The organism is Desulfobacterales bacterium, assembly GCA_030066985.1.
In the GTDB taxonomy this organism is placed as follows: domain Bacteria; phylum Desulfobacterota; class Desulfobacteria; order Desulfobacterales; family JAHEIW01; genus JAHEIW01.
In genome coordinates this window covers 65,899-88,933 of sequence record JASJAN010000015.1, presented here as the reverse complement: position 1 = coordinate 88,933, position 23,035 = coordinate 65,899, and the positions used below count along the sequence as shown (strand labels likewise).

At 49.8% G+C, this 23,035-nt stretch carries 22 protein-coding genes; 10 read left to right on the top strand and 12 right to left on the bottom strand.

What is annotated here, in order from left to right:
• The 3 genes from QNJ26_09135 to QNJ26_09125 all read left to right on the top strand — a co-directional run.
• Positions 1-201, top strand: a 201-nt coding sequence (locus QNJ26_09135) for a hypothetical protein (protein MDJ0985696.1), incomplete at its 5' end; no start/stop codon positions are given.
• Between the two features lie 30 nt (positions 202-231).
• A complete protein-coding gene (locus QNJ26_09130) occupies positions 232-585 on the top strand; it encodes an STAS domain-containing protein (protein ID MDJ0985695.1) in 354 nt (117 codons plus the stop codon).
• Between the two features lie 85 nt (positions 586-670).
• Complete coding sequence (locus tag QNJ26_09125; protein MDJ0985694.1) at positions 671-1,450, top strand: hypothetical protein; 780 nt, start codon at positions 671-673, stop codon at positions 1,448-1,450.
• Between the two features lie 111 nt (positions 1,451-1,561).
• On the opposite strand, the gene QNJ26_09120 is transcribed toward QNJ26_09125, so the two are convergent.
• The 5 genes from QNJ26_09120 to QNJ26_09100 all read right to left on the bottom strand — a co-directional run bounded on the left by QNJ26_09120 (position 1,562) and on the right by QNJ26_09100 (position 7,512).
• Positions 1,562-2,803, bottom strand: coding sequence for an FAD-dependent oxidoreductase (locus QNJ26_09120; protein MDJ0985693.1), 1,242 nt, complete (start codon positions 2,801-2,803; stop codon positions 1,562-1,564).
• Between the two features lie 159 nt (positions 2,804-2,962).
• Complete coding sequence (locus tag QNJ26_09115) at positions 2,963-3,379, bottom strand: hypothetical protein (protein MDJ0985692.1); 417 nt, start codon at positions 3,377-3,379, stop codon at positions 2,963-2,965.
• Positions 3,369-5,663, bottom strand: coding sequence for a PBP1A family penicillin-binding protein (locus tag QNJ26_09110; protein MDJ0985691.1), 2,295 nt, complete (start codon positions 5,661-5,663; stop codon positions 3,369-3,371). Before QNJ26_09110 ends, QNJ26_09115 begins: the two co-directional genes overlap by 11 nt.
• A 204-nt stretch (positions 5,664-5,867) precedes the next feature.
• Positions 5,868-7,076: an MFS transporter gene (locus tag QNJ26_09105; protein ID MDJ0985690.1), complete on the bottom strand. Its 1,209-nt coding sequence runs from the start codon at positions 7,074-7,076 to the stop codon at positions 5,868-5,870.
• Positions 7,077-7,113: 37 nt separating this feature from the next.
• On the bottom strand, positions 7,114-7,512 hold the full coding sequence (locus QNJ26_09100; protein MDJ0985689.1) for an OsmC family protein: 399 nt from the start codon (positions 7,510-7,512) through the stop codon (positions 7,114-7,116).
• A 509-nt stretch (positions 7,513-8,021) separates the two neighbouring features.
• On the opposite strand from QNJ26_09100, the gene QNJ26_09095 reads away from it, so the two are divergent.
• Positions 8,022-9,584 (top strand): hypothetical protein, encoded by a 1,563-nt coding sequence (locus QNJ26_09095; protein MDJ0985688.1) that lies wholly within the window; start codon positions 8,022-8,024, stop codon positions 9,582-9,584.
• A 685-nt stretch (positions 9,585-10,269) separates the two neighbouring features.
• Positions 10,270-11,559: an aminopeptidase P N-terminal domain-containing protein gene (locus QNJ26_09090; GenBank protein ID MDJ0985687.1), complete on the top strand. Its 1,290-nt coding sequence runs from the start codon at positions 10,270-10,272 to the stop codon at positions 11,557-11,559.
• Positions 11,560-11,776: 217 nt separating this feature from the next.
• Here the strand turns inward: QNJ26_09090 and nfi are convergent, their stop codons facing one another.
• Positions 11,777-12,496 (bottom strand): deoxyribonuclease V, encoded by a 720-nt coding sequence (nfi, locus tag QNJ26_09085; GenBank protein MDJ0985686.1) that lies wholly within the window; start codon positions 12,494-12,496, stop codon positions 11,777-11,779.
• A 28-nt stretch (positions 12,497-12,524) separates the two neighbouring features.
• On the opposite strand from nfi, the gene QNJ26_09080 reads away from it, so the two are divergent.
• The gene (locus tag QNJ26_09080) at positions 12,525-13,457 is read left to right on the top strand and encodes a M28 family peptidase (GenBank protein ID MDJ0985685.1); all 933 of its coding nucleotides are present in this window, start codon (positions 12,525-12,527) and stop codon (positions 13,455-13,457) included.
• A 313-nt stretch (positions 13,458-13,770) separates the two neighbouring features.
• Here QNJ26_09080 and QNJ26_09075 read toward each other — a convergent pair whose 3' ends face one another.
• The 3 genes from QNJ26_09075 to QNJ26_09065 are packed head-to-tail and all read right to left on the bottom strand — an operon-like array spanning position 13,771 to position 15,504.
• On the bottom strand, positions 13,771-14,808 hold the full coding sequence (locus QNJ26_09075) for a radical SAM protein (GenBank protein ID MDJ0985684.1): 1,038 nt from the start codon (positions 14,806-14,808) through the stop codon (positions 13,771-13,773).
• Between the two features lie 16 nt (positions 14,809-14,824).
• Entirely contained in the window at positions 14,825-15,259 is a 435-nt protein-coding gene (locus QNJ26_09070; protein ID MDJ0985683.1) for a PIN domain-containing protein, read from the bottom strand.
• A complete protein-coding gene (locus tag QNJ26_09065) occupies positions 15,250-15,504 on the bottom strand; it encodes a type II toxin-antitoxin system prevent-host-death family antitoxin (protein MDJ0985682.1) in 255 nt (84 codons plus the stop codon). The genes QNJ26_09070 and QNJ26_09065 overlap by 10 nt, the downstream gene beginning before the upstream one ends.
• Positions 15,505-15,572: 68 nt before the next feature.
• On the opposite strand from QNJ26_09065, the gene QNJ26_09060 reads away from it, so the two are divergent.
• Together QNJ26_09060 and QNJ26_09055 are read left to right on the top strand one after the other, a co-directional pair.
• The gene (locus QNJ26_09060) at positions 15,573-15,854 is read left to right on the top strand and encodes a DUF6364 family protein (GenBank protein MDJ0985681.1); all 282 of its coding nucleotides are present in this window, start codon (positions 15,573-15,575) and stop codon (positions 15,852-15,854) included.
• Entirely contained in the window at positions 15,844-16,287 is a 444-nt protein-coding gene (locus QNJ26_09055; GenBank protein MDJ0985680.1) for a PIN domain-containing protein, read from the top strand. The genes QNJ26_09060 and QNJ26_09055 overlap by 11 nt, the downstream gene beginning before the upstream one ends.
• On the opposite strand, the gene QNJ26_09050 is transcribed toward QNJ26_09055, so the two are convergent.
• From QNJ26_09050 to QNJ26_09040, 3 genes are all read right to left on the bottom strand, one after another.
• Complete coding sequence (locus tag QNJ26_09050; protein MDJ0985679.1) at positions 16,284-16,436, bottom strand: hypothetical protein; 153 nt, start codon at positions 16,434-16,436, stop codon at positions 16,284-16,286. The genes QNJ26_09055 and QNJ26_09050 overlap by 4 nt on opposite strands.
• Positions 16,437-16,596: 160 nt before the next feature.
• The gene (gene gdhA / locus QNJ26_09045) at positions 16,597-17,949 is read right to left on the bottom strand and encodes an NADP-specific glutamate dehydrogenase (protein MDJ0985678.1); all 1,353 of its coding nucleotides are present in this window, start codon (positions 17,947-17,949) and stop codon (positions 16,597-16,599) included.
• Between the two features lie 51 nt (positions 17,950-18,000).
• Positions 18,001-19,584, bottom strand: a complete 1,584-nt coding sequence (locus QNJ26_09040; protein MDJ0985677.1) for an FMN-binding glutamate synthase family protein — start codon at positions 19,582-19,584, stop codon at positions 18,001-18,003.
• Between the two features lie 258 nt (positions 19,585-19,842).
• On the opposite strand from QNJ26_09040, the gene QNJ26_09035 reads away from it, so the two are divergent.
• Together QNJ26_09035 and QNJ26_09030 are read left to right on the top strand one after the other, a co-directional pair.
• Complete coding sequence (locus QNJ26_09035) at positions 19,843-20,877, top strand: hypothetical protein (GenBank protein ID MDJ0985676.1); 1,035 nt, start codon at positions 19,843-19,845, stop codon at positions 20,875-20,877.
• Positions 20,878-21,137: 260 nt separating this feature from the next.
• Positions 21,138-23,027, top strand: coding sequence for a GNAT family N-acetyltransferase (locus QNJ26_09030; protein MDJ0985675.1), 1,890 nt, complete (start codon positions 21,138-21,140; stop codon positions 23,025-23,027).
• Positions 23,028-23,035: the final 8 nt, after the last annotated feature.

The following is a 23,035-nucleotide window of genomic DNA, read 5'->3' as shown; positions in this document are numbered from 1 at the left end:
CCGGTAGTCGAATCTTTAAATCAAGCGCGGCTTCTGATGACTGAAATCAAAAACCTGAAATTGACACCGCTGGCCGTGCTCGAGAGGGGTAAAGATTACCAGATCCGGGTACAGGCCATCTGCCAGGATAAAAACGCTTATGTTTTCAGTCCGTCGGGGTGCGTTAAAACCGACTGGCGCACCGTGGATTTTACTTTTTAGTAGCCTGTGAAAAACAGAAAGTGTACTGCCATGGAAATTATTCGAGAAGATAAAAACGGGATTGTGTGTGTGACCGTCAAAGGCCGCATGGAAGCCCGGCTGTCGCCGGAGCTTGAGCGCACGATTAAAGCGATCCTGAAAAGCGGTCAAACAAGCCTGCTGTTCGACTTGAGCGCCCTGGAATACCTGCGGACCTCGGTTCTGAGGGTCATCCTGAGCACAGTTAAAACGCTGAACCGCAAAAAAGGCAGGGTGGTTTTATGCTCCTTGAACGGCTATGTCAGCGAAATATTTGAGGTCAATCGCTTAAAAGATGTCATTACCATCACCGATTCGATTGAATCCGGCTTTAAGGCATTTTCATGCGAATTTAAGGCCGCGTAAGTCCATTGTTTGTATGGCAAACCCATCATTAACCCGGGCACGTTATTTTATAACGCGCCCACAAACACCACACAAGGAGGCAACTATGCTATCAACAAAGGTTAAACAAAAATCGGTTGGCAAGATGAGATCCATGCATTTTTTGGCTGTTCTGCTGGTCCCGGTGGCAGCGCTTATTATGGGAGCAGCAGTTCCGCAAGTTTGGGCCGGTGGCACTGAATTCGAGGAAACCGAGTTCAACATCGAGTACAATTTTACAGATCAAGATCTGGGTGTCCGGGCTTTCGTCGATGGAGAACCCTGGAGGAGTGTCACAATCATAGATCCGAATTGGAAAGTGATCCTCGCTGTCAAGGCCATAAAAAGCTTAAGTAAGCAAGGCCTTGCTGAATTGTTTTTTGAGAGTGGTGAGCCAACGCTAGCAGAGGTTCCTATCGATGTTTTTCTAAATCGGTTTCCGGAAGGCACATACAAATTTTTTGGAAGAGATGTTGAAAGAAAATTCGTACATGGTGATGCAGAATTCACGCATGATATTCCTTGTGCGCCAGAAAACGCCACATATACTCCAGGTAACGGCAACGGCACCATCACCTGGGATCCCGTTGAAAATAAGATAAATAACGATGACGGAAAGTGTGATGTGAATGACACTGATATTGAGATAGACGGATACGAGGTCGTTGTCGAAGGTTTAGATGAAGAAGACGAAGAAGTCGAGTTTAGTATTAAACTTTCTGGAGATGCCACCAGTGTGGAGGTTCCGGAACAAGTGGAGACAGTAACCAAATTTGAAGTATTGGCAATAGAAGAAAGCGGAAACCAGACCATCAGGGAGGTCGTCCTGGTCCCGGAAGAAGAATAATTTAGACCAAGAGGAAACCTGAGTGTAATCTTTGGGCTCCATTCGCAACTTACTTCATGGCATTATCTGGCGCGAATGGAGTCCCACTCACAATCTGCCGACTTCCTTTAGTCACATCCCTTTTAGATATTCACGGATCATCAACGCGGCGCTGCCGCCTTCGCCGGCGGCGCTGACCACCTGCTTGGTGCTTTTGTCGCGCACATCGCCGGCGGCAAATATGCCCGGAACGCTGGTTTCGAGCAGCAGCGGGTCGCGATTCTCATAGCCGGCCGGCCGCTTTTCCTGATGAAGCAGGGCATGACCGGTGACGACAAACCCCCATTGGTCCAGTAAGATGCCGCTGTCGGCCAGAAATCCGGTGTTGGGCACCAGGCCGATAAAAATAAAGACCCCGTCGATGGGCATTTCCGCTTCTTCACCGGTTTGGTTGTTATGAATCCGCAGCCGGTTTAGCTTTGAGTCCTGGCCCACGAATTCTTTGACCTCGGTGTGCCAGCGCACCTCAATTTGCGAATGGCCGAGGACTTTTTCCTGGATGATTTGGGAAGCCGTGAATTCGCCGCCGCGCACCAGAATCGTGACCTTGTCGGCAAATTTGGTCAGCAGCAGGCTTTCTTCGGTGGCGCTGTTGCCGCCGCCGACTATCGCCACGTGCTTGCCCTTGTAAAAAGGCCCGTCGCAGGTGGCGCAAAAGTGCACCCCGGCACCGATGTAGTCGCTTTCCCCCGGCACGTTCAGTCGCTTGTAACGGCTGCCGGTGGCGACCAGCAGCGCGTCAGCACTGTACTGGCTGCCGTCTTCGGTGGTGACGCAGTGGTAATTGTCATGGTTGTGAATGCCGGCAATCTGCTGGGCCTGCAGCAGCTCGACGTCGAAACGCTCCGCCTGGCGGCGCAGGCGCTCGGAAAACTCGTTCCCGGCCACACCATCTGGAAATCCAGGCATGTTGTCCAGCTTTTCGGTCCCGGCGGCCTGGCCGCCGAAGGCGGCGCGTTCGATCACCAGGGTGTCGATGGCTTCGCGGGCCGTGTAAAGGGCCGCCGTAAGGCCGGCGGGCCCGCCGCCTAATACGATCAGATCGTAATGGCTGCGAGCGGCTTTGGTTTTGAGCCCCAGTTTGGCGGCCAGCTCTGCATTGCTGGGCTCCACCAGAAATGAGCCGTCGGCAAAGGTAATGGTCGGGATGATGCGCTTGCCGTCGTTTTTTTCGATCACAAATTGCTCGGCTTCTTCGTCCTGTTCAATATCCACCCAGTTATAGGGGATCTGGTGCTCGCCCAGAAACTGCTTGCTGCGCCGGCAGTCCGGGCACCAGTGAGCCCCGTATACGGTAATTTCCGCCTCAGTCATTTGTTTATCTCCTTTATAGGTTAGCCAGTTGAGTCCGCCACCGGCGGATTGAGCCGGTTAGGATCAGAGAGCATCCGTGGTAATTCGATAACCGGTAAACGGGCAAATCCTCCAGAGGCGGACAAGCGGGTAACGGGCTCAACTTTTATAAAATAGCTCCTATTTCTCCAGTTCTGCGATACGATCTGCCTGCTCCGCCACCCGTATCATCCACTGTTTGTCATCTTTTAAGTGAATTTCGGCCAATTGATTGAACTCTTTGGCCTGATCTGCGAAGCCTTTCATCAGCCAGGCCTCAGAAAGGTAGTAATAGTTCTGGCCATTGGTGGGGTGGAGGCTGACGGCCTGTTCCAACACCCGGATGGCCCGATCCGGCTGGCGTGCCTCCACGTGGCGACGGCCCTGGTCGGTTAATTGCAGGGAGGCGACGGCTCGCGGGTTTTCTTCAACCGTTTCATCGGGCGCAGTGATGGCGTCAGCTTCGGACGCATCGCCCTTTAAAGGCGGTTTTGGGCACCCCGTCAGTGTCGCCGCCATCAGCAGCAAGCATATGGTGTATATGGCCTTATTCATCATTGATGATCCCTTTCACGCCCTTGATGATTTTATCGGTGATGCCGTCTTTGGGGTGCAACGGGCAGTGATCCTCAGGTACCCGGGCTGACAAAAAATACACGTCTAGCGGATCCGGGCAGCCACCAACCGCCGGTCGACCGGTCACAGGGCAGACCAGAATCTTTTCAACTCCCTGCGGAATGCTAAAATCAGCTTCTGACCGGTACTGAGGGACGGCGTTCATCAGATCGGCCCAGATCGGCAGGGCGGCAGCCGCACCGGTGGCTTTGATCGAGTCCCCATTATCAAAGCCCACCCAGACCAAGGCCAAAATATCCGGCGTATAGCCCACAAACCAGGCATCTCTGAAATCATTTGTAGTTCCGGTTTTGCCGGCCACCGGCCAGGTTACGCCGCGCCATTGCAGCGACCGGGCGGTACCTTCCCTGACGACGCCCTGCAGCATACTGTTCATGATGAACGCTTCAGCCGGGGTAATCAACCGCTCAATATTCAGATGCTGATGATCGAGAATGCGATCATTTTCGTCGACCACACCCTTTAACGATAAGGGAAAGGGCTGCACCCCCTCGGCGGCAAAAACACAATAGGACCGGGCCAGCTCCAGCGGTATGACTTCAAAGGCGCCCAGCGCCAGCGATGGATAAGGTTTAATCGGCGTCGAAAAATTAAATTTAGCGGCCAGCTCTACGATCCGCTCCAGGCCGGTTTTCATTGCCAGGTCAACCGTGGCCAGATTATAGGATTTTTTAAGTGCATCCTGCAAACTAACCGTGTATTCAATCACAGCTTCAAAGTTCTGAGGGTCCCAGGGTTTTCCATTAACCGTGTAGGTTTTGGGATCATTTGACAGCAGTGTCGTTGGTGTAAATTTATTCAGCGCGGCTAGGTAGACCAGTGGTTTAAAAGCACTTCCGGGTTGACGATGGGCCTGGGTGACACGGTTAAACTGGCTGACGCCGTAGTCGCGGCCCCCCACCAGGGCCAGGATATGACCGGTTTTGGGGTGCATGACCACCATGGCACCCTGAAGCTTTTCTTCGGGCGTGGTGCGCTGCAGTTCCGGATTTGAATCTTCCAAACGGGCCAGGCCCTTTGCCAGGGCCTTTTCAGCGGCTTCCTGAACCTGGGTGTCCAGGGTGGTGTAGATGGATAGCCCAAGGCTGGCAAGGTCTTCCGGGCGATAAAGGCTGGTTAGCTGTTCGCTAAGGTAATCGATAAAATAAGGTGCTTTTTTATCTGCCACGATAAATCCGACGGCCTTGATGGGCTGCTTTAGGACATCTTCAAGCTCCGCTTGTGAAAGCCACTCCCAGCGGTGCATGGCCTTTAGGACCGTATCTCTGCGGCTTTGACAGCGGGCCATATCGGCATACGGGGAATAATTGTTGGGCGCTTTGATCAGACCGGCAATAATAGCGGCCTCAGAAACTGTCAGTGCCTTAACCGGTTTGCCAAAATAAAAATACGATGCTTCGCCGATGCCGTTGATGGCCACCGAGCCTTTTTGGCCCAGATAGATTTCATTCAAATAAATTTCTAAGATTTCCTGCTTGTCGTATTTGAATTCAATGATCAGGGCCAGAATCAGTTCTCTTAGCTTGCGGGTAAATGTTCGCTCCGGTGTGAGGAAATAATTTTTAGCCAGTTGCTGTGTTAAGGTCGATCCCCCCTGTCGGATGGCGCCGTGGCGCAGGTTGGTCAGCATGGCCCGCAGAATGCCGCGCCAATCAACACCATGATGCTCAAAAAAGCGGTGATCCTCTGCAGCCAGCACCGCCTGAATCTGATGTTCGGGAACCTGTTCAATCGAAATCAGCTGCCGCCGCTCGCGCTCCGGGCCGAAAAATTGCATGATTTCCTCGGGCTCCAATTCCAGAATCGGAACGCTCTCTCCATTGTCCTTGCGGCGAATGGTGCCAATGGTATTGTTGCTAAGGTCGAGTTGAGCCAGAAATCCAGCGCGTTCGGTCCAGGGCGTTTTCAGATCGTTTAAAAAAATATCCAGCCTCTGGGCGCGGATCTGGAGTTCACCCTTGTTGGAAGGCAAACGGTTGACGCGGCGGTAACCCAGATTTGAAAGCTTTTGACTAAACTGAGAGGGAATGATGCGTTGTCCCGGATATAAAAGGGTCGTATCCGAATAAACGGTCGAAGGTATGCTCCAGCGACGGGCGGAAAAACGTTTTTCAACCTGGCCCGAAAGGTACCAGCCATAAATGGCCAGCGCTATCCCGGCCATCACAATTATAAGGAGAGAATATTTTATAAATTTTTTTAGCATTTTACTTATGAGTCAATCAAATCTCGAAATTCGAAATCCGAAATACGAAACAATATAAAAATACTAAATTCAAATGTTCAAAACTTTTGGATTTTGGTCATTTGAAATTAAAATTTGTTTCGAATGTCGGATTTCGTGCTTCGAATTTATTAATATAACGCATATCAGGTCTCTTGTGGATACCCAAAAGTAAAATTCTTATGTTTACGGTTTTTGCCACTTATGAAGTCCCCAGACGAGGGATAGGAGCGCCAGACCGCTGATGACGGCTGAAACCAGGGCTGTGGCGTAAATGCCGCCCGCCAGCCATATCGGGCCACCGATCAACGCGCCGACCACGCGCCCGATTCCGGCCGATGCCAGATAGCTGGCCATCATTGTTGCGCGTGATGCGGGGACCAGCTCGGTAAACAAAGAAAGGCTGGCGACAATGGTAAACTCAAATGTCAAAAATAACAGAAACAGGCCGGTTAACGCCATCCCCAACGTCGAGCTCATAAATGGCAGGATGGCATAGCAAATCAGACAGACCGTCATGCCGCCGATCACCGATCGTTTCAAACCCAGACGATCGGCCAATGCCGCTGTCAGCGATTCCCCCGCTAATTCGGCAAAACCGATGACACTGGTTCCGAGGCCCAGGGCCACAATGCTCAAATTAAACTGTGTTTCCAGCCAGGCGCCGTAAACAACAAATAAATTGTCATTTGCCACGCTAATCCAGAAGGCATAAGATAGTGCCCCCAGAGCTGAGCGTTCCCGCAGGAGCTGTCGCCAGGCCCCCTTGAATAAAGGTGCAGATTGACCCGATGCCGGCTTGCGTCGCCCTTTTTCGATGATAACTCTGAGCACCAGAATGCCCAGGATCCCCAAACCGCCCATTGCAAAAAACGGGGCCCGCCAACCCAGACGATCGATCAGAAGCGCAATCAATGGGATGCCCAAAAGGGTGCTGCCCGCCCAGGCGAATTCCAGAAAACCAATGGCCAGGCCTCTGCGGTGGAAAGGGACGCGTTCGCTGACATAGGCCTGTAAAGCCGGATCAAAGATACTTTTGCCCAAACCGGCTAAAAACAGTGCCACCAGAACCACCCCGAAAAACGGAAACAGCCCCGCGGCGAACATCCCGGCTACCAGCAAGGTCATTCCGCTGAGCATCATCAGACGATACCCCAGACGATCCGCAATCGGACCGAAAAACAAACCCAGAACCGCGGTTGCCTGGTTTATCGCAATCAATGAGGTGATGGCTGTCAGGGGCACGCCCAGCCCCCGGCTCAGTGCCGGTGCAAACGGATAGGCAAACCGGCGCGCTGTGTTGAGCACCAGACGGCACAAGGTGGTAACCACAATGCTCAGTGTCAGGCGCGAAACCGAGTTTGTGGTGGTTTCAGAAACGGGATCTGTCGACATGACCGTTTACCTATTGGGATCGCAACGGATATCTCATTTATACCGCATGCTGCGTGATCGTTTCAAACTGTGGGGGCTCATGCAGATGTTTTTTGACGTAGCAAAGATCCATGGCCTTGATGATGGCCGGTACGTATTTTTCCGGAAAATCCGGCGGCAGCGTGAGGTTCATAACAATCTTTGTGACCATGTGGGTTTTGGGGTGTGTTTCAAAATCCAATACCAATTTTAGTTTCGATGTGTCGATTTTGCGCTTTTCACAGAAATTGAGTGCATAGAGACCTGCACAGGTGCCCAGCGAGGCAAAAAACAGAAAAGAAGGTGTCGGTGCCGAACCCTCTCCACCGTCTTTTTTGCTCTGGTCAGTTTTGATCGTAAAACCCTTAAATGTCGCGTCGACTTTTTTCCCGCCCGCAAAGCTGACTTCAAGTGCCATAATTGGTTCTCCTTATATCATCTAAACATTATAAAATTTCGGTCTGACCTTATTCAATATTCACTTTTTAATCATAGAGAACATACAGAGATCACAGAGATAAAAATCAGTTATCTGAAAGTTTGAGGCTCAAATTGAGAACGTTTTTCTCTGTGTGCGCTGCGGTCTCTGTGGTTAAAAAATTCCGAGACTTTCAGTCGGATTTTATTAGGCTGCCAGCAGATACCATAAAAAACGGTTGCTTTCAATCATGCAACCCACGATCATTCTCGCCGCTGATATCTATATAATACTTTGTATTTATTAGTATTATTGTAAATAATCGGGTTCTGTAGTTTATCCGGATCAAATTATTGTCAGGTTGATTCAATATAATATTTAAGAAAAAACCGGCTTGAACCGATAATCACAATATATTCCGGTAATAAGCGTTCAAATTAGGGAAAAACCACCTCTTTACACCAAAAAGGCTGCCGGAAAGATCAAAATCAGATAAGGAGTTGTCGAAAATGGAAGAAAATCAGATCACTTGTCCTCAATGCGGTCTTGTGAATAATGTTCTCGCGGACGCCTGTGTCCAATGCGGGATCATTTTCGTTAAAAATCCTGCCATGCAAGCAGCAGCAGCGTTACAAGATGATGAAAAAAGAAAATCCATTGAAGCGGCTGAAGCTATCCTCGACGAGGCCCAGCCGGATGCTGTCGAAGCGGTGGAGACCCTCGAGGAGGAGACGCATACAACGTCTGAACCTGAACCTGTTTCACCGGATAAAGATACGATCAGGCGGCCTGATCCGCATGAGGATACTGTTGAGATTCGAATTCCTAAACCGCAGGAGTTGTCCGAAATAGAAGAAGCATCTTTAGATGAAGAGATACCCGATGCGGCTAAATCTCAAGACGAAGTTACCGCGGAAATTGAGCTGGAAGCTATTGAAACCTCCATGGAGACGGTAACCGAGCCGGATGATACTGAAAAGCCCATTTTATTGGATTCTAAAGCCGATGATAGCCCGAAAGCGGAAACTGTTGAGACGGCAGAAAAACTCGTTGAACCAGCGGCCGATAATACCCAAGAAAGCGACAAAGCCGAGTCTGATGAGAAAGACCAACCGGTTTCAACAGCAGATCAAACAGCCACCGCAGATTCTAAAATTGAGCCCATAGCAGCAGACCCATCCCAAGAAAACTCGGCAACGTCAGAACCCGAGAGAAAACCATCTGAATCCAAGACGCCGGCGGAGACCGAAAAGACAGCTGAAAAACCAGCAGAACCGATTGAATCCGCAGATAAAACAACTGCAAAAGATGCGATTGAGCTGGAAGGACTGGAAATAATCGAGACAACCGAATCAGAAGTAAAGACAGGTGAGCAAGATGCGGCCCTATCGGAAGCGCGGGATGATGAAGCCAAATCGCAGTCAGCGGTTGATAAAAAGATAGACACTACTGTCAACCAGGAAGCGCAGAAGGCCAAAAATGAAGCCCTTAAAAAACAGCAGGAGGCCCTGTTAAAAGCTGAGGCGCGCAAGAAAGAAAAGGCGGCGCAGACAAAAGCAGCCGCCTTAAAGAAGAAAAAACTGGCCCAGGCCAAAGCCGAGGCCTTAAAAAAGCAAAAAGCTGCCCAGGCCAAAGCCGAGGCATTAAAGAAAAAGAAGGCCGCCCAGGCCAAGGCATTGGCTTTGAAAAAGCAGAAGGCCAATAAGGCCAAAGCAGAGGCGTTGAAAAAGCAAAAAGCCGCCCAGACGAAGGCTGAAGAATCTGCTGAAACCCTTGAAGTGGCTGCAGGTCAAAGCAACTATGTCAAGCTTTTGGGATTGCTTAAAAGATATAAAGGCAAAGCCATCGGCATTAACTATGATAATTCAGCTGAAATTAAGGAAGCCGAACTGGTTGACGCCAATGAAGAATTTTTCAGTGTCATGGTAAAAGAGAAAAAGGTTCAATACAGCTATCCCTTGAAGACAATCTTAACGATTGTCGAAGGTGAGCAAGGCGTTGAAGCTGGCGAAGATGATAAAAAAGCCAAATTTGATGCGGTGATCAAAGTTTATCCACTCGTTTTATTCTAAAATATTTTGCATGAAAATTAATGAGAAGTTGTAATTATTTTCAATGACAGCAGATTGCAGAAATAATTTTAGTAGTTCAAAATACCATTCACATAAAATCGATAAAAACCATTTTATCTCATTAATTTTCACCCTTCGGGCGAGCCGGAGGCTTCCATATACTGCGTTATTAAGGCCGAAGCATAGTTCACTATAGCTTCGTCCATAAATGTCTTGCCTATGAAAGCCTCCAACTCCCGCAAAATATTTAAATATAAGGCTTAGCAAAAGCGTCTGAAGCGGAAATAATTAATGATTAATTTCTTAGCTTCAGACGCTTTTTTTATGTCCTGCCCTGTAATGCCCTTACTAAGTTGAGAAATAGTTGATGATCCAAAAAGGTGAGCCAATTTCGGGTAAGCCCATAAAGAAGAAATAAATTAGAATCTATCAAACGGGCAAACGGGCTAACCCGCCAGAGGCGGACAAGCGGGCAGCGGGCTCAACCGAACCTGAGATTGTTTGCTTGACACTATCCTACCGCACATCTTATGGTGAAGTGGTCTCAAAACCCTATCTCCCCGCTTTTAAGCGGGGGACCTAATCTAAGATCTTGAGACCACTTCTAATAGCAATTAGGTGTTACTTTTTTGTTGAACAACCGAGTAGCTTTCAAAAACCGCTTTACACCAATGGATAGACCGTTATGAAATATTCGAAAATTGATCCGAGCTTATTCGTGAAAAATCGGCAGCGTTTCAGCAAGCAACTCAAGCCGAATTCGATTGCGATTTTCAACGCCAATGATGTCATGCCCACCAGTGCCGACGGCAATCATCCGTTCATCCAGCAGACGGACATCTTCTATTTGAGCGGCATCGATCAGGAAGAAACGGTGCTGGTGATTTGCCCGGATGCCCCCGACAAAAAACAAAAAGAAATCCTGTTTGTCAGGGAAACCAATGAGCAGATTGCCACCTGGGAGGGCCACAAATTTACCAAGGCGGAAGCCCAGGAAATTTCCGGTATACAGACGGTGCACTGGACCAACGAACTGCATACGATCCTGCGGCCGATGATCATCGAGTCTGAGCATATCTATTTAAACACCAATGAGCACTTGCGGGCACCGGACATTGTCGAAACCCGCGACATGCGCTTTTTGAAATGGTGCCGGCAAACGTTTCCGCTGCACCAATATGAGCGGGTGGCGCCCATTATGAACCATCTGAGGGCCGTTAAATCCCCGGTTGAAATCGAATTGATAAAAACGGCCTGCGGCATCACCGAAAAAGCCTTTCGGCGCCTGCTGGGATTTATCAAACCCGGGGTGTGGGAATATGAAATCGAAGCTGAAATTGTGCACGAATTCATGCGCAATCGGTCCCGGGGGCCGGCCTATGAAACCATTGTGGCATCCGGTATCGACGCCTGCACCCTGCATTATGTCAAAAATGACAAACAATGCCAGAAAGGAGATCTGGTGCTCATCGATTTTGGGGCTGAGTTTGCCAATTATGCCGCGGATGTGACCCGTACACTGCCGGTAAACGGGAAATTTACCAAAAGGCAAAAAGAAGTCTACAATGCGGTGCTCAAGATTCAAAAAGCAGCAATCAAAATGCTCAAACCCGGCAATACCCTTCAAAAATATCAGAAAGCGGTGGTCAAATTAATGGAAGCCGAGCTGATTCGTCTGGGGGTACTGAAAAAAGCCGACATTAAAAAGCAATCTGAGGAAGCACCACTCTACAAAAAGTATTTCCCCCACGGTACATCCCATCACCTGGGGCTGGATGTGCATGATTACGGTGATCGCCACCGTAAATTTGTATCCGGCATGGTCTTTACGTGCGAGCCCGGGATCTATATTCGGGACGAGGCCATCGGGGTCCGCATCGAGAATGATATCCTCATCACCGCAAAAGGCCCGGTTGATCTGACAAAATCCATCCCGCGCGAAGCCGAAGAGATAGAAGATCTCATGAATAAATGATACTATCTTCACCACGAAGGCACACGGAGTTCACGAAGGCCTACTCAACGCTCTTTAGAAGTCATTCTTTGTATTCTTCGTGTCCTTCGTGGTTAACTTTTTTTCTCGACAGTTTTCTCACCACGAAGAACACGAAGACCACGAAGCACACAAAGAAAGTTTTTATAAAAGTTTTACTTATATTCTTTTAAACTTTGTGCCCTTTGTATCCTTGTGGTTATAACTTCTCTCTTGACAGATGATCGGCGCGGCGCAGGGGTTCGGGCAGGCGGTAGCCCCGGCAGGATTTTAACACGATCCGGATGCAAGTCTCCAAGTCCATACGGTGGCCGATGGAGATAAATACCGGTTTGACGCTGGTACGGGTGCGCACTACCGCGCCGATGATTTCGCTCTTGTCGGTCAGGTCAGCGGTGCTGCCTCTGGTGCTTTGCGGTTCCCGGTATTCTCCGATCAATCGGGTCTTGGCGCAGCCGATGGCCGGGATGTCGGTGAGCAGCCCGATATGGCTGGCGAGGCCGAAGCGGCGGGGGTGGGCAATTCCCTGCCCGTCGAACATGAGTACATCCGGTGCTGTACGCAATCGACGCAACGCTTTTAAAATCACCGGGCCTTCTCGAAACGAAAGCAAACCTGGTACGTAAGGAAAACGGGCCGATTGCGCGGCCACCACTTCTTCCAAAACCTTTTGATCTTCGAGATCAAAGACCACCACCGCAGCACAGGCCCTATCCTGGCGATACGCAGTGTCGACACCGGCCACAGTGTTGAATTTCTGTCGCTGGCTGCGTGCTGTTCGAATCACCTGTGAGGCAAGTTGTGTTTGCAACGCCATGGCCTTTTGTGGTTCTATGTCCCAGGTGTGCAGTTTATTTGGATATTTTTCCACAAATGCCAGTATAAAGATGCTGATCAAATTTTCAACCATAGGTTTCATGGTTATTGCCATTCTGGTGGTGACGCCAATGAGTGACCTTCATGCCGACAAGGGGGAGGGCGTTATGATCGATCGCCAACAGATACGCCAACACCTGCAAGAGCATTTGCATGCCCTGACGGTGAGCATCGGTGAGCGCAGCATTAGAAAACCCGAGAATCTCAAAAAAACAGCAGCCTATATCACATCATTTTACGAGGAACTGGGCCTTGCGATAGACACACAAGCGTATTCCTACGGCCAAATGCCGGTGGCTAATGTCATTGCCGACATATCGTTCCGTAAAGACCCTCAACTGCGTTTTGTGCTGGGCGCCCATTATGATTCAGTCAGCGGGACAGTGGGCGCCGATGACAACGCCAGCGCGACTGCCGTGCAACTGGAGGTTGCCCGATTGCTGGCCCAACTGCCGGATAAAAACACCCTGGATCTGGCGGTCAAATTTGTTTCTTTTGCCCTGGAGGAGCCGCCGGTGTATGGTACGCGGCATATGGGCAGCCGGGTGTATGCCCGATCGGCACGTGCTCAAAATGAAAAGATTGACGGCATGATCTGTCTGGAGATGGTGGGCTATGCCTGCCATGAGCCGGGCTGCCAGCACTATCCGTTTCCGCTGATGTTCATGGATTACCCCAAGACCGGCAATTTTATCGGTATCGTCGGCAATTTCAAAAGCCGCGGTTTTGCCAAGGATCTGGTGGAGCAGTTTCAAAAAAATGAAGACCTTCCCGTTGTTAAATTAACGGTGCCCTTCAACGGATACATCATGCCGGCGGTTCGGCTCAGTGATCACGCCTCTTTCTGGGACAAGGGTTATAAGGCGGTAATGGTGACCGATTCGGCTTTTTTCCGGAACCCGTATTATCACACCGCGGCTGACACCATGGACAAGCTGGATTTGGATTTTATGACCGAAGTGGTCGAAAGCCTGCTGATTTTTTTCCTATCTCACAAGAAATGAAGGGATGATATTTTTTTAGACAGGATTTACAGGATTATTCAGGATTTTTTTATCTTTCTCACTTCCCGGATGGAAGTGAGAAAACTCAATCCGCTTGCAGCGGGAAATTAATTATTTTGGCAAGCGCTATTTACTCCGCCATTTTATTTATAGTGCCATTTAATGTTAAAAAAACCGATGAGTATGTTCACCTTCGCCGAAGGCGATGGTGTATTTTCAGTTTCATCCGGAAACTGAAAATATAATTTTAAAATCCTGTAAATCCTGTCTAAAAATAACTAAACCTTTGCGAGCTCTGCGTCTTTGCGGTGAGCTAAAAGGCATCCGGATCGACGTTTTCCATCAAATAAGCTTGATCCTCAGCAGAGCGGGCGAACACACCCACATTGCCCAGGCGAACATTGGTCAACCCCACCGCTTTCACCCGCTGATAGGCGTCTACCATTTGAGCCACGCTCGGGCTTGCAACATCTTTCATCTTATATTCCGGGAAAAAGGCTAAAATGGTGAAAGGAATCTCTGGGTCAACAGCAACCAAGATGCGCGCGATGTTTTCCAGGTCGTCGGCCTCGACCAGACCGGGAATATAAAGCGAGAGCACTTCCAGCACGAAACCGCGCTGCATCATTTCCTGGGGCAGCTGTAATGTGCGGTCATTGTCACAGCCGGTCAGCCAGCGATGGTTCTCGGCATCAAAGGCCTTGATGTCCAGCCAGAAGGCGTCCACCCCGCTATCTTTTAGATAATCCAGGTTTTGCGAAGTCAGACCGTAGCCATTGGTTTCGACGAGCACCCACAATCGGGTTTGATCCTTAATTAGGCGGGCGCATTCGCCGTAAAATTCCGGGCAGCATGTGACATCACCACCGGTAAAGGCCACAATATTGCGTGCAGGCCCGAATCCCTGGGGACTCAATACAATCTGCTCGGGCTCCAGCACACCCGGGCAAAAGGCAGAGGGTTTTTGACGGGTCACACAGCTGCCGCAGCAACGGCAGGCGTCGTGGGCATGCCAGGCGGTGGCCTGTGAGCGGGGCTCAAACTGGGTGACGGATTTTTCATATTCCAGTGCGGCGTCCAGAATATCCTGCGGTGCAAACCATTCGCCGTCTTTTATTTTGCTGAAGGTCCAGGAGTGGCATTTGCGGCAGGAAAAATTGCATCCGGACTGATAAATGGACAGATAATTTTCCGGGCGTGAAAGATGAACAGAGGTGATCAGGCGGTAGACATCGTCATTTTCATATTTGAGCGTGGCCTGGCAGGCCAGCCGGCGTTTGCCATTCGCTTCAACCGCACAGCTGCCGGCTGAAAATCCCTGCTCTTTTAATCGGCATTTGGAAGTTTCCATATAGCATAGGCTAAGGCTATAGATCCTTAATCATCACAACCTGCACTTCTTCAAACCTCTGCCAATCCTTGTCATTGGTTATGACAAAGTCAGCACCACAGGCGACTGCTGTTCCCAGCTGAATAGCATCTGGTGTTTTGAAATGATGCTTTGCACGTAATTCAACCGCATGGTCAGCAATATTCAAATCGAGAGGAAACAGGCTGATGTTTTCAGAATGGGTAAGGTAGTCGCGATATTTGCGAACCAATTGCCTTTTTCCCTGGCGGGCGGGATGCGTGGTCAGCTCAATATACGTAATGATAGAAGTGATCGCCTGGGCACCTGTCTCATATAAACGATTGAACATTATTTCCAGAGCTGGAAAATAGTCCGGGTGCTGTTCGAAAAAATATATAAACGGCGCCGTATCCAAAAAAAGGATGTCACTGGATTTAAGGTCTAAGCCCATTCTTCTCTTTCCTGTCGCAGATAAGCATCAACATCGATATCTTGCCAGATTTCTTTACCAAGCCCAGCGGCTTTACGAAAATCAAGCTTGCCTTGTGTGCGCCGCGTTTCATTTTCGACAGGTGACAAACGGGCAATTTTTTTGCCTGCGCGTTCGATAATGATTTCCTCCCTGCGAAGGGCCACCCTGTTCAAAATTTCGCCTAACTTTTGTCGGGCTTCCACAGCTGAAACCGATCGACCCATGAACCCACCTCCTCAATCATTATAATCATACTGGTCATTATGATTATAATAATCAGCATGACACTGAAATGCAACAATTTTTTATTGACACGAAGTTCGTGTTGCACTATTTTCGTGTTATGAAGAATGTCACCATTACACTCGATGAAGAAGTGGCCCGCTGGGCTCGCATTCTAGCTGCCGAACATAATACGAGCGTATCTCGCCTTGTTGGTGAAATGCTGCGGGAAAAAATGCTTGCCGAAAAAAGCTATCAAATGGCTATGGAACAATACTTATCTCAGCCCCCCAGCCAGCTGAAAGATCCAGCAGCAAAATATCCGACTCGCGAGGAGCTCTATGGCCGCTAAGGTCTTTGTCGATACGAATGTTCTCGTCTACAGCAGGGATGCTTCTGAAACTTCGAAACAAGCGCATGCCATCACATGGATGAGCCATCTGTGGAGCACTCGAGCAGGGCGATTGAGCTACCAGGTTTTGCAGGAGTTTTATATAACGGTTACTGAAAAGCTGGATCCAGGGCTGGATCGGGAAAGTGCCCGTAAGGATATTCGCTCTTTACTGCCGTGGCAACCCATACCGTTGGACAACCGCGTTTTTGATGGTGCCTGGCACATTCAAGATCGTTTTGGGCTTTCCTGGTGGGATGCGCTCATTGTTTCTGCAGCTCAGATGGCGGATTGCCGTTATTTACTAACCGAGGACCTACAAGACGGTCAGGTTTTTGGAAATCTGAAAGTCGTCAATCCGTTTAACACGTCACCTGTGCGCCTGGAGAATTAGCCTGCTTCCAGTTCATCCGCTATTTTTAGAATCCCTTCAAATTCAAAATCCTCCGCCATTTGAATACAGCGATCAGCGATCGAGCCGAAAGCCTCGGTTCTGGATAGGCAGTCTTCGACAACCGCTTTGATGCGGGTCACATCCCCCATTTCAGCCGCTTCGCGGAAACGCTCGGCAGCTTCTTTGGCCAGCTCGGGCGGAATGTCCGCTAACGTCTCGGCGGTCGGTTTGGCTTGGCTGTTTATTGGTGAGATGCCAAGACGCCGCTATATGCAAATGCACCAGCGGCGTTAAGGCATTGGTTGGTTATCAGATCAGTCCCTGATCCAGAGTGGCGTCGACCACCCGCACGAAGCCGGCGATGTTGGCGCCTGCCAGGTAGTTGCCGGGCAGGCCGTAACGATCGGCCACCTCCAGGCAGTTCTGGTGGATGTTTTTCATGATGGTCTTCAGGCGACGGTCGACCTCTTCGGCGGACCAGTTAAGCAGCATTCTGTTTTGGGCCATTTCCAGACCGGATACGGCGACGCCGCCGGCGTTGGCAGCCTTGCCTGGCGCAAACAGAATTTTTTTGTCCATAAAGATTCTGAGTGCCTCCGGTGAGGAGGGCATGTCGGCCCCTTCACAGACGAGTTTGACGCCGTTGTTAATCAAATTGTAGGCATCGTTTTCGTTGATCTCGTTTTCCATGGCGCACGGAAAGGCGCAATCGGCTTTCATACTCCAGAACGGATTATGATCGAGGGATGTATCGCTTTCGGTGTAATTCGATTCGGAATATTTATCGACATATTCCTTGATGCGGCCGCGTTTCATATTCTTGAGGCGCTTGACAAAATCCAGCTTTTTTTGGTCGATGCCTTCCGGATCGTGGATAAAGCCGGATGAATCCGAGAGGGCGATGACTGTGCCGCCCAGCTCGATAATCTTTTCAGCCGTGTGTTGGGCCACGTTGCCGGATCCGGACACCAGGCAGGTCTTGCCCTCAAGGGTGTCATTGCGGTTGGCGAGCATCTCGGCCGCAAAATAGACCACGCCGTATCCGGTGGCCTGGGGCCGCATATAGCTGCCGCCCCACTGCAGCCCTTTGCCGGTTAAAACGCCGCTGAATTCATTGCGCTGTTTTTTGTACATGCCGAACATGTAGCCGATTTCTCTGGCCCCCACGCCCAGACCGCCGTCCGGGATATCGGTGTCCTGCCCGATGTGGTGTGACAGCTCGGCCATAAAACTCTGGCAAAACCGCATGACCTCGTCATCTGATTTTCCTTTGGGCTCAAAATCGGATCCGCCCTGAGCGCCGCCCATCGGCAGGGTGGTCAGCGCGTTTTTAAGGGTTTGCTCGAAAGCCAAAAATTTGAGAATGCCAAGATTAACCGAGGGATGAAATCGCAAGGCGCCTTTGAAAGGGCCCAGAGCACTGCTCATCTCCACCTGGTAGCCGCGGTTGACGCGCACCTTGCGCCCATCATCCATCCAGGGCACCCTGAACAGGATCACGCGTTCAGGTTCGGTGATGCGCTCTAAAACACCCAGCTGGTCATATTCAGGGTGATGGTCCAAAACAGGCTTGATGGTCTCAACGACTTCCCGTACCGCCTGGTGAAATTCTTTTTCAGCCGGATCTCTTGCCAGAATCTGTTTCAATTCGCTGTCTGACATCTTCAACCTCCTTCAATCTGTTGATCGCATTAACGATAACCCGTTTGGGGTTTAGGCATCAATGATCTCCAATGCTTCATGCCGGTAGGCATCCATCACATACTGGGTGCCGGTGATTTTGGCACACTCCTCGGTCAACGAGAAGATATCGTCCCGGCTGATATAATTTACCTTCCAGTTGCGCGATCCAGCCATCAGTTGCTGCAGGCCGACTTTAATTTTATCGGCCACATTATAGAGGCCGATGGCGCCCAGGGGCAGTTTTTCAATTTCCGAGCCGTATTTGCCCTTGAGAACTTCATAGTTCATAAAAATTTCTTCTTTGGCATATCCGAATTTCGAGACGGTCGACGGCAGGCCGCCATCCTCATCGCGCAGCCAGCGCTCGGTGTTTTTGCCGACCATACCCGGAATCATCAGGGCCCGGCCCATGCAGACCGCTTTGCAGTAGGGCGCTCCCAGGGCGATGGCTTTAAACACGTGGTCTTCAGACGAGAAGCCGCCTGCAAAAGCCAGATCCGGGGCGCGCTTGCCGTTTTTGACCAGCCGCTCGCAGAGCTCATAAGCCATGGCGTGCAGGTAAATGGCCGGAATGCCCCATTCGGTCATCATGCGCCAGGGGCTCATGCCGGTACCGCCGGGTGCCCCGTCGATGGTCAGCAGGTCGATGTCGGCATCACTGGACCAGCGAATGGCCATGGCCAGCTCACGCATAGGATAAGCGCCGGTCTTGAGGGTGATGCGCTTGGCGCCCAAATTGCGCAGGCGCTGCACTTCGTTCATAAATCCCTCCTGATCCACAAAACCCAGGCGCGAATGCCTTTCAAACTGCTTTAACGGACCGGCCTTAAATGCGGCCTGGTGCGCCGGATCCTCCGGGTCCGGGGTGACGATATAACCGCGCTTTTTCAATTCGATGGCGCGCTCCAGAGAGTTAACCTTGATTTCACCGCCGATGCATTTGGCCCCCTGGCCCCATTTGAGCTCGATGGTTTCAACCCCGTGCTTTTCGATCACATATTCAGCCACGCCGTTGCGGGTGTCCTCGACGTTCAGCTGAATCATAATATCACCGTAGCCCTCGTGGTAGCGGCGATACGCCTCGATGCGGCGATCCATCTCGGGTGAGTTTTTAATCAGACCGTTTTCGCCGATTTCCAATGCCGGATCGATCCCGCACACATTTTCGCCACACACGAGGCTGATACCGCTGATGGCCGCGCCGATGGCAAAGTGATCCCAGTTTTTTCGCGCAATATCGGTGCTGCCCAGAGCACCGGTAAATATGGGCACCTTTAATTTGACCTTGTTGCTGACACCATACTCGGTTTCGGTATCCACGTTGGGAAACGTGGCCTGGTCCGGATCGGATGCAATTCCCTTGGCGCCCAGCGCATATCCCATAATGTTCAAATGCGAGTAGTCAACCGGGTAATCCTTGTCTGCCCCGGCGGTCACGCTGCCAAACGGCTCGGGGTATAACAGTTCACGGCCGCGGAACGTGGCTTTGAACATGTCGCAGTTTCCTTTGCAGCCATCCAAACATCGGCTGCAAATACCGGATTGGGGGGCAACGTTGCGTGATCTGTTTTTCGTCTGTAGGGCATCGTTCGCATTGGGTTGGTTCAAATTCATTATTCATCTCCTTGTTGAAATATTTGCACATCGGCTGCATTGAGGGCGATTTTCGGTCTCATCGGCGAGTGCAGGGTATCGAATGTTTTAAGCGGTTTTGCTTTTGTAAATCAAGACTCATTTTTTTTATCTTGACCTGCATGTGGTTCAATCAAATCCAAAAATATAATAATTTTAATTGTTTAAGTAAGTTTTTTTTTGATTTTTAAACCACAATATGAAAAAATTAAATTAGGTATCTGGAAGAATTAAAACAAAATGACACCCATGCAAAAACCGCCTGATCAAAAATCCAAGAATTCCTCGGCCGGCATAGCCATCAAAATCCTGTTGATGGTGCTGATTCTCTCGGTGGTGATTCCGGGATATCTAATGGGCTGGTCAATGGGGGCGCAATCTATATTGGAAAGGCTGGGATATGCAAAGCCAACCTATTCTGAATATGCGCTATGCGAAGGATGCGGCGATTTCAGCAACGCTGAGAATAAACCATGCGAGCTCATAGGTGATTGTTACGGCCGTATTTCCGCACAGGATTGCAGACAACAGGACTTGATAATTGATGGCGGTGACGGCCCCCGTATGGGAAAGATTCAATGGCAGGTCTGTTGGGGCATTGATTGTGGTGAAAACTGGGAATCCAATGCTCCGGCACAGCCCCAAAATACGATCTTAGATGATGTTATTGGCTTTGTTTTGGCTGCTCTTATATTAATCCTTTTCATTGTCTTGCCGGTTGTTTTGACCGTCCGGCTGGTTTTGGGGATATTCTCATCAAAAATTCGTATGGGGATCAAAGCCCGCCCGTTTTTGCATATACTGGGGGCGATTTTTTTCACCTTACTCTTTTTTCCATTTTTGTTTATCGGATGGATTCAGATACCGGCGGACACCGACGCCATCGAACATTTTTACAATTACAGGTCCGAATTTACACAACTGGCGGAAATGCTGCAGGCAGAAAAACATATTCAGTATATATCCGAAAACCTGGTATTGACCTGCGGATCATCTGAGATGGAGAAATATAATCGCTATCAGGACTTGATAAATCAAACAGCACTTTTGGGATTGCGTTCAGATGCGGACCAACCCCGTCAATTTATGTTCCTGCGAAAAGATGCTTACGCCAATGCGAAATTCGTCAAAGGTTATGTTTATATGAATTCCGACCCGCATGACATTGTCGCGTCATTGGACAGTGGCTTTAGAGATTTGCGCCCCGGATCCCGCCTGTACAAAAAAATCGAAGAAAATTGGTATATTTATCTGGAGCACCAGAGCGACGGATGAGTAAATGATGTTTTTACGATATTATTTCTTTGGCGGTGCTTCGCATAAACGATGCGATCAACCAGCGTGGCATCAAGGATCATGGTTTGCGATGACAGCGCCCCCGATCCCGGGGTCCGTATTTATCTCATGTCAAAAAGCAATGATATTCTTAACAAAAGATTGATTTATTGCGGAAAGTTGTTAAATGAAGTTAAATTGAAAGTCGCAATGGTTGGAATTTGACGACCCAAACCAGAACTTAAAAGAAAGTATAAAAGATGAGCAAAATCGATAATACCAGATGGGAAGATCGGGTTGTTGCGCCCAAGGATGTCCTGGCGCATATCAGGCCGGGCATGACCATTTTTCTGGGGAGCGGTGTGGCCGAACCGCGAACGTTGATGAAAACGCTCATTGATTCCGGCCTTTCCAATATCAATGACCTGGAATTGATCCAGCTCACCCGCCACAGCGACTTTCATTCTCTAAAAAAACTGGATTGGCAAAAATATCACCTGAAAACATTTTTCTCCACTATGGTGTCCACCGAGGCGGTCATAGCCGGAAATGTCGATTTGATTCCTGGTCGTTTTTCGCAGATCCCCAGAATTATCAAATCCAAAAGATTGCCGATCGATGTGGCTTTTGTTCAAATTACCCCTCCTAACGAAGACGGATACTGCAGTCTCGGGATAGCCGTTGATGTTGCCCGGGAAGCCATGGAGCAAGCCTCAGTGGTGGTCGGCGAAATCAACACCCAGATCCCTTTCACATTTGGCGACACAATTGTCCCAATCTCGGATTTTGACCTGCTGATCAAGTCAACCGAGCCCCCCACTTATTTTAAGCGCTGGCCGGTTAACAGCGCCATTGATCAGGTCGCCGCTAATATCGCTCAAGTGATCGAAGACGGGGACTGCATCAGCTTTTTCACCGGCGCTTTGTTCGAGGCTTTAGGTCGGCACCTTGCCCACAAGCGCCATCTGGGAATCCACTCGTACCTTTTTACGGATGCCTTGATGGATCTTGTTAAAAGCGGGGCCGTGACCAATTATCATAAAGCGGTCTTCCGGGGCAAATCAGTGGCTTCCTATGCTTTGGGAACACCTGCGTTGATGGCCTGGTTGGACCAAAATCCACTGGTGGAACTCCAAAGTATTGAACAGGTGTTTGATCCGACCCAAATCGGGCGCAATCCTAATTTTGTCGTTGTGCAACAAGCCCGCAAAGTGGATCTTCTGGGCCGAATTGCCTTTCCGACCGGGAAGGGAGAAATCATTTCAGGGCCGGGGCAGTCGGCAGATTTATTCACCGGCGCCGAGATTTCCCGTGGTGGGCGCGCCGTGATGGGACTGCCCAGCCGCAATTCAAAGGGGGATCCCAATATCGTGGTGATGTTGCGCAACCTCCGCAACCAGTTCCATATGCGTGAATCGATTGATGCGGTGGTCACCGAATACGGTATTGCCAACTTGAAATGGCGCACGATCCGTGAGCGCGCTCAGGCCTTGATCGATATTGCGCATCCTGATGACCGACAAAATCTCGTGGAACAGGCAAAAGAAAAAAAGATTTTGTTCAAAGACCAGATTTTTTTGTCCGAGAGCGCCCATTTATATCCCATGGAAATTGCAACTGAACACATCTTCAAAGGTGGATTGAAGGTCCGCCTCAGAGCCATCAAACCCTCAGATGAGGAGGCCATGCGCCGCCTTTTTTATCGATTTTCGAATACAGCCATTTTTCGACGCTTCCTGTTTCCCATCTCCACCATGCCCCATGACAAAGTACAAGAATACGTCAATGTTGATTATAGCCGGGTGATGTCGGTGGTGGCCCTGGCAGGGGAACCCGATGAGGAGACCATCATTGCCGAGGCAAGATTTGCCAAGGATGACCAGAGCGCATTTGGGGAACTGGCTTTTATCGTGGATGAAAAATACCAGGGACGGGGCATTGCCACTTACCTTTATAAAATGCTGATCCGGCTGGCAAAAGAGCGGGGCTTAAAGGGTTTTACCGCTGAAGTGCTGCATGCCAACAAGGATATGATGAAAGTATTTGAAAAGGGCGATTTGTCGATCGATGCACGCCTTGAGAATGGCCTTTATACGCTGACCATTCCTTTTGACGCAGAATCCACCATTGCTGAGGGCAGCAAACCTTAAATTTGGCT

Excerpts from the sequence above, each read along its gene's own strand:
- QNJ26_09130 (MDJ0985695.1), top strand. The coding sequence starts at position 232 with ATGGAAATTATTCGAGAAGATAAAAACGGGATTGTGTGTGTGACCGTC.
- QNJ26_09125 (MDJ0985694.1), top strand. The coding sequence starts at position 671 with ATGCTATCAACAAAGGTTAAACAAAAATCGGTTGGCAAGATGAGATCC.
- QNJ26_09120 (MDJ0985693.1), bottom strand. The coding sequence starts at position 2,803 with ATGACTGAGGCGGAAATTACCGTATACGGGGCTCACTGGTGCCCGGAC.
- QNJ26_09115 (MDJ0985692.1), bottom strand. The coding sequence starts at position 3,379 with ATGATGAATAAGGCCATATACACCATATGCTTGCTGCTGATGGCGGCG.
- QNJ26_09110 (MDJ0985691.1), bottom strand. The coding sequence starts at position 5,663 with ATGCTAAAAAAATTTATAAAATATTCTCTCCTTATAATTGTGATGGCC.
- QNJ26_09105 (MDJ0985690.1), bottom strand. The coding sequence starts at position 7,076 with ATGTCGACAGATCCCGTTTCTGAAACCACCACAAACTCGGTTTCGCGC.
- QNJ26_09100 (MDJ0985689.1), bottom strand. The coding sequence starts at position 7,512 with ATGGCACTTGAAGTCAGCTTTGCGGGCGGGAAAAAAGTCGACGCGACA.
- QNJ26_09095 (MDJ0985688.1), top strand. The coding sequence starts at position 8,022 with ATGGAAGAAAATCAGATCACTTGTCCTCAATGCGGTCTTGTGAATAAT.
- QNJ26_09090 (MDJ0985687.1), top strand. The coding sequence starts at position 10,270 with ATGAAATATTCGAAAATTGATCCGAGCTTATTCGTGAAAAATCGGCAG.
- nfi (MDJ0985686.1), bottom strand. The coding sequence starts at position 12,496 with ATGAAACCTATGGTTGAAAATTTGATCAGCATCTTTATACTGGCATTT.
- QNJ26_09080 (MDJ0985685.1), top strand. The coding sequence starts at position 12,525 with ATGAGTGACCTTCATGCCGACAAGGGGGAGGGCGTTATGATCGATCGC.
- QNJ26_09075 (MDJ0985684.1), bottom strand. The coding sequence starts at position 14,808 with ATGGAAACTTCCAAATGCCGATTAAAAGAGCAGGGATTTTCAGCCGGC.
- QNJ26_09070 (MDJ0985683.1), bottom strand. The coding sequence starts at position 15,259 with ATGGGCTTAGACCTTAAATCCAGTGACATCCTTTTTTTGGATACGGCG.
- QNJ26_09065 (MDJ0985682.1), bottom strand. The coding sequence starts at position 15,504 with ATGGGTCGATCGGTTTCAGCTGTGGAAGCCCGACAAAAGTTAGGCGAA.
- QNJ26_09060 (MDJ0985681.1), top strand. The coding sequence starts at position 15,573 with ATGCAACAATTTTTTATTGACACGAAGTTCGTGTTGCACTATTTTCGT.
- QNJ26_09055 (MDJ0985680.1), top strand. The coding sequence starts at position 15,844 with ATGGCCGCTAAGGTCTTTGTCGATACGAATGTTCTCGTCTACAGCAGG.
- QNJ26_09050 (MDJ0985679.1), bottom strand. The coding sequence starts at position 16,436 with ATGGGGGATGTGACCCGCATCAAAGCGGTTGTCGAAGACTGCCTATCC.
- gdhA (MDJ0985678.1), bottom strand. The coding sequence starts at position 17,949 with ATGTCAGACAGCGAATTGAAACAGATTCTGGCAAGAGATCCGGCTGAA.
- QNJ26_09040 (MDJ0985677.1), bottom strand. The coding sequence starts at position 19,584 with ATGAATTTGAACCAACCCAATGCGAACGATGCCCTACAGACGAAAAAC.
- QNJ26_09035 (MDJ0985676.1), top strand. The coding sequence starts at position 19,843 with ATGACACCCATGCAAAAACCGCCTGATCAAAAATCCAAGAATTCCTCG.
- QNJ26_09030 (MDJ0985675.1), top strand. The coding sequence starts at position 21,138 with ATGAGCAAAATCGATAATACCAGATGGGAAGATCGGGTTGTTGCGCCC.